Source organism: Bradyrhizobium sp. Leo78, from assembly GCF_059512425.1.
This window is the reverse complement of the sequence record NZ_JCAMOT010000112.1, coordinates 1-4,945: the sequence shown is the minus strand read 5'-3', so window position 1 is coordinate 4,945 and position 4,945 is coordinate 1. Positions and strand designations below refer to the sequence as shown.

The window sequence follows — 4,945 nt, the reverse complement described above, 5'->3', positions numbered from 1 at the left end:
TGTTCGCCGCGCTCCAGGTTGCCACCGGAACGGTCATCGCGGAGCATTCAAAGCGCCGCCGCCGCATGGAGTTCCTCTGTCGAGAGACGATCATGGTCACTCGATGCTCCGTGTTGTCGTTTTTCGGCCGTATCCCGTTGAGGACGCGTATGTCCGGGAGCCGACGCTGTGGCGTAACTATTCCGACAATACAGCACAAAGCGCATGGTTTTCGTTCCTCAAAAAAGCCCCGCGCGAGCGGACTTTGGTGGCACGTCGATTGCTGGGACACGGAAAAGGATCCGCATGACCATGCAATCCAGTCGTCGCCGCAGGAGTTCAAATGAAACTTGCTCGATCCAAACAAGTCAGCGCCATAGCTGTACGGTTGAGTGCGGTCGGTATCGCATGCATTCGCATTAGCCAAAACATCTGCCTCTCGTCGACAATCTGTAGTCGTCTCCGTGTACCACCGAGCGCATCGCGACCTGCGAACGGAGCTGCAGCGAGTGGGGCGCGAATGCAGCTCGCTGATTGAAACGCGCCGCTTCAGTAACGAGCAAGACGAGATTGATGTGGTACGGCCGCGGCTGCCAGCGCGGCTTTCCTACACGAAAGCTAATGGAGTCCCCAACAGATGAACGCGCCCAGCTATTCCGAAGCCCTGGAATTTGCGATCGACCGCTCGTACGAGATCAATCTCGACATGTTGAGATCGCGAAATCTGCACCTGGACGCGCACAACGACTATCTCGTCGGCACATATCCTCCTCTCAAGGCAATGGGTGACCTGGATGCCGAAAGATTGTTGACTCAGGTCGCCTCGTCAATTGACCTCTATTTTCATATCCCATTCTGTAATCAGTATTGCACGTTTTGCCACTTCGCCAAGGAAATCAATCCATCTTCCGAGCGAGTGGAACGCTATTTGGCGGCCTTAAATAAAGAAATGACTTGGTCGGGCGCGGCGCTTGCTGGGAGAGCTGTTGAGACTGCGTTTTTTGGAGGGGGCACTCCCTCATTTTTGACTAACCATCAACTCAAAACGCTATTTGCCATGGTTAACGAGCGCTTTGATTTGTCGAAGTCAGAAGTAAGTTTTGAGTTGCATCCCTCGCTTGTGAAGCATGCGGACGCCGCGGATCGCATCTCGACTCTACTTAGAGGCGGAGTAAACCGCTTCGTACTGGGCGTTCAAAGTCTAGATCGGGATATTTTGCGTATATTGAACCGCGGGCACGGTGTGGAGGAGGTGATACAACTCGTGACATTGCTGAACGAGATGGGCGTTGAGAATCTATCGCTTGACCTCATGTATGGGCTGCCGCAGCAAACGCTTCGGAGCTGGTACGACTCAATAATCGGGCTGTTGGACATTGGAATAGAGAAGTTCAACGTATTCCCGTTGATGTTTAAATTGACTGACCCCGTGGCCCGCCATTTGGCTATGGGACGCTATCAATTCGCCGGGGCCAAGGAGCGCATTATAATGCACTTCATGGCGGAGCACATCCTCACGAAGCTCGGTTATCGCTATGGACCAATTTTCTATTGGACTAAGAGGTCGCAGCCGCACTCCGTTCAACAAAGCCGTAAATACGATTCCTGGAACGACAATAATCTCGTCCCGTTTGGGGTGGGTGGATTTGGCTACATGAGCCAGTGCCAGTTCTACAACGAGGCAGATCTAGATCGCTATCTACGTAGGGTCGAAGCCGGCGAGAAACCAGTGTGGAAGGGGGTTGTACTGTCCCAGGACGACCTCATGCGCCGAACATTAATGTTTGCCTTGCGAAGCAGCGGAGTGCTGCTCTCCCGCTTCGAGCGCGAATTTGGAGTATCGCTAGAAAAATACTTTTTCGGCGAGCTTGAAATCTTAAGGGAGGCAGGCCTCGTTCGCATTTCAAACGATGGCGTGCTTTCGTTAACCGACGCCGGAATTATCAACTCGGGCGCTGTATCGTTGCTATTTTTCTCTGAGAATGTACTTGAGCGGGTCGCGTACAACGATAGCAGGATAACAGACAAACAAACGGATCTAATCGAAAAGCACGACTATTCGCCCGCCGCAAGATATGGGTCGAGTGCAGAAATGCAAGCTGTTTTTCGATGAAGTGGGGGAGCGCTCGTCTATGGTCGCTACGTTGTCCTTTTCCACTCCGGAACAGCAGCGCCGTCGGGCGCGGCAGATATTTTCTCATGTGTCCGATAGCTTCGATCGCGGGCAACGGAAACGGCCGCTTGGGCTTGTCAGCAATGTTGTCGCCGATCAACTGCCGCACTTCATTGCCGAGATCAAAGGCAGTGAACGGCCAGATGAAGCGGTCAAGGCTCTTGGAAGTAGCATTAATGCGATGATTGCATCGGCTGACCATGATGGACAGCTGCTGAAGTTGCCGGATCCCGACTTCGCCGTCGCTAAGACAGACGTCCAATATCTCGTCAATTGTGCTTATCAGATGTCGGCGTTTGCCGGCCTTGATCCCGTGCAGGCGGAGTTGACGGTGGGAGAGGCGCTGAGCCGTCTCGCCCGCTTAAGCTGCCAGCGACAGCCTAGCATTGAGGTTCTCTCCTATGAAGATATGATCCTGACGAATCCAGTGCAGAGCGATCCTCGCATATATTGCCTTGGCGCCGCCGGGGTCGAGGAGCGAGACTTTTGCTTGGGTCATCAACTCATCGAGAGCGAGCTAAAATTGGCAATCGCAGCTCTACTTGAATTGCGTGATGCGGCTGACGCGGACGCTCATCAATGTCTTGCGCTATGCTTGGAACGCCTTGAGTCAGCGAACTATGTTCTGGCCCGATTTTTTGAACATATGTCGCCCGACCTATTTAGCCAATTTCGTGTGTTTTACGGAAAAAACCCTTACAAGAATAGGCTTGGCCCAAGCGGTCGGTTTTCTGCCCGGGTCGTGGCGGTCTCGGTGCTACTGGTCGGCGAAGAACTCTTTCAGCAGAAGCCGCAATACTATAGGGATTTGTATCGGCTGTCCGAATACTATCCGCAGGGAGGCATTCACGAGGTATTCCGCTGGTTGTCACCAGATGACAAAGGCGCGGAGCCCACGCCAAGTTGGCTGGAAGGGAAAGCGGACTTTCCTGGGTTTGCAACCATTTCGCCCGTCGTCGAACGCTATGGTGGAGAAGTCCGAAGGCTGCGCGCTTCGTGTGTTTGTGCGCTGGAACAGTTTACCCGGATGCACCGTACTACGGCTTTGAAATATACGGTTGAACCGGGTCATCCAATTGTCGGAGTCGAGGCTTCGGAAAGTGTTGAGGCTGTCCTTTCACAGCGGCTGTTAACGGCGGCGCGATAGCCGGCGGTATTTGGCTAGGTAAAACATGTAGTGATGCTGAGAGGCGCAGGCATCCGACACGGGTCCAAAGGTGGCGTTCGATGTCTCAGGACGAAGTGATGTTTCGTCAATTTGAGTCAGGAGATACTGATGATGTGTGGCATCTGCATAGACGCGCATCGGAGGCGGTTGGTGTGTGTGGCCCGGAAGGAGCGTGGGAGGATGATTTACGAAACATTGGAGAAATATACATCGCGTCAGGCGGAGACTTCGTAGTTGCGCATATTGGTTCCAAGCTCGTTGCCATGGGTGGATTGAAGCTTATTGACGATGACGTCGCAGAGCTGAAGCGTATGCGAGTCGATCCTGCCTTTCGACGGCGAGGGCTTGGGACGAGGATTCTTAGTGAATTGGAAACGCGAGCCGCCGCCCTGGGATTCAAGCGGATAGTACTCGACACGACAAAGATCCAAGTAGGGGCTCAAAGACTTTATGAGGCCGCTGGCTACGTTCGCCGTAAGGAAGGGATGTTGCACGGATATGAAGTGATCTTCTACGATAAGCGGCTTGTCGGCCGGGATGAGCCACGTCACATAATCAACGAGGTTGTGGGCCTGGAGAATCCACGCTAGCCCTGTAGGGACCTGGCGTCGTGAAAGGCTGAAGCAGGTGAAGGCGCTGGAGTTCGGCTCGCGTCGACTGAGGAGAAGCGCGGGCGCCGCGGAAGCGGTTTCGTCGTCCGTGAAGAAGCTCCCAAGTCATTGAGCGGGAGTCGAATTTTGGATCGGAGCGAGGTTCGGGATTGCAAGCTTTTTGGATTTGAAGGCCCGAAAGCTTGCAATTTGATTTTTGGGATTCCGTCGAATCGCGTGTCGTGATTCCGTGGTCGCAACGGAGGGGACGATGCGACCCAAGGAACGACGGGACAGCGGACAGGCCGACCTTCTGCGCTCGCGGCTGGACGCGATCATCGACATGAACCATGCGCTGGTGCAGCTGGCGCGGACGATCGACTGGGCATTCCTCGAGCAGAAGTTCGGCGCGGTCTATGAGGACAAGCCGGGCCGGCCGCCGCTGCCGACCCGGCTGATGGCGGGGTTGGCGATCCTCAAGCACAGCTACGACCTCTCCGATGAGTTGCTGTGCGAACGCTGGGTGGAGAACCCCTATTACCAGTTCTTCTGCGGCGAGAAGTTCTTCCAGCACCGCCTGGTGTTCGACCGCTCCTCGCTGACCCGCTGGCGCCAGCGCATGGGCGAGGAGAAGCTACAGGCCTTGCTGCAGGAGAGCCTTGCGGTTGCGACCAAGACCAAGGCGCTCAAACCGTCCGATCTCAACCGGGTCTTCGTCGACACCACGGTGCGGCCCAAGAACGTGATGTTCCCGACCGACGCGCGGCTTCTCAACCGCGCCCGCGAGATCCTGGTCCGGCTGGCAAAGCGGCAGGGCCTTTCGTTGCGGCAGTCTTATGCGCGGGTGGGCAAGTTCGCCCTGATCAAGCATCAGCGCTATGCCCACGCCAAGCAGTTCAAGCGCGCCAACCGGGCCTTGAAGACGCTTAGAACCTATCTCGGTCGCGTCATCCGTGACATTGCCCGCAAGATCGAAGGCCGCACCGGCTTGCTTGGCGAGATTGTCCTCGAACGCATGCTGGCGCTGGCGCGACG

At 55.4% G+C, this 4,945-nt stretch carries 4 protein-coding genes; all 4 read left to right on the top strand.

The window, feature by feature from the left end; genetic code table 11:
- Nucleotides 1-616 precede the first annotated feature (616 nt).
- Complete coding sequence (locus tag AC5ZG1_RS43505; RefSeq protein ID WP_028169387.1) at nucleotides 617-2,092, top strand: coproporphyrinogen-III oxidase family protein; 1,476 nt, start codon at nucleotides 617-619, stop codon at nucleotides 2,090-2,092.
- Nucleotides 2,064-3,299: a hypothetical protein gene (locus AC5ZG1_RS43500; protein WP_463331857.1), complete on the top strand. Its 1,236-nt coding sequence runs from the start codon at nucleotides 2,064-2,066 to the stop codon at nucleotides 3,297-3,299. Before AC5ZG1_RS43505 ends, AC5ZG1_RS43500 begins: the two co-directional genes overlap by 29 nt.
- 80 nt (nucleotides 3,300-3,379) lie before the next feature.
- Nucleotides 3,380-3,910: a GNAT family N-acetyltransferase gene (locus AC5ZG1_RS43495; protein WP_051397385.1), complete on the top strand. Its 531-nt coding sequence runs from the start codon at nucleotides 3,380-3,382 to the stop codon at nucleotides 3,908-3,910.
- Between the two features lie 271 nt (nucleotides 3,911-4,181).
- On the top strand, nucleotides 4,182-4,945 hold a 764-nt coding region (locus tag AC5ZG1_RS43490), incomplete at its 3' end, for an IS5 family transposase (RefSeq protein ID WP_496136481.1).

Bases quoted from the DNA above. Each gene is read 5' to 3' on its own strand.
- AC5ZG1_RS43505 (WP_028169387.1), top strand. From the start codon at position 617: ATGAACGCGCCCAGCTATTCCGAAGCCCTGGAATTTGCGATCGACCGC.
- AC5ZG1_RS43495 (WP_051397385.1), top strand. From the start codon at position 3,380: ATGTCTCAGGACGAAGTGATGTTTCGTCAATTTGAGTCAGGAGATACT.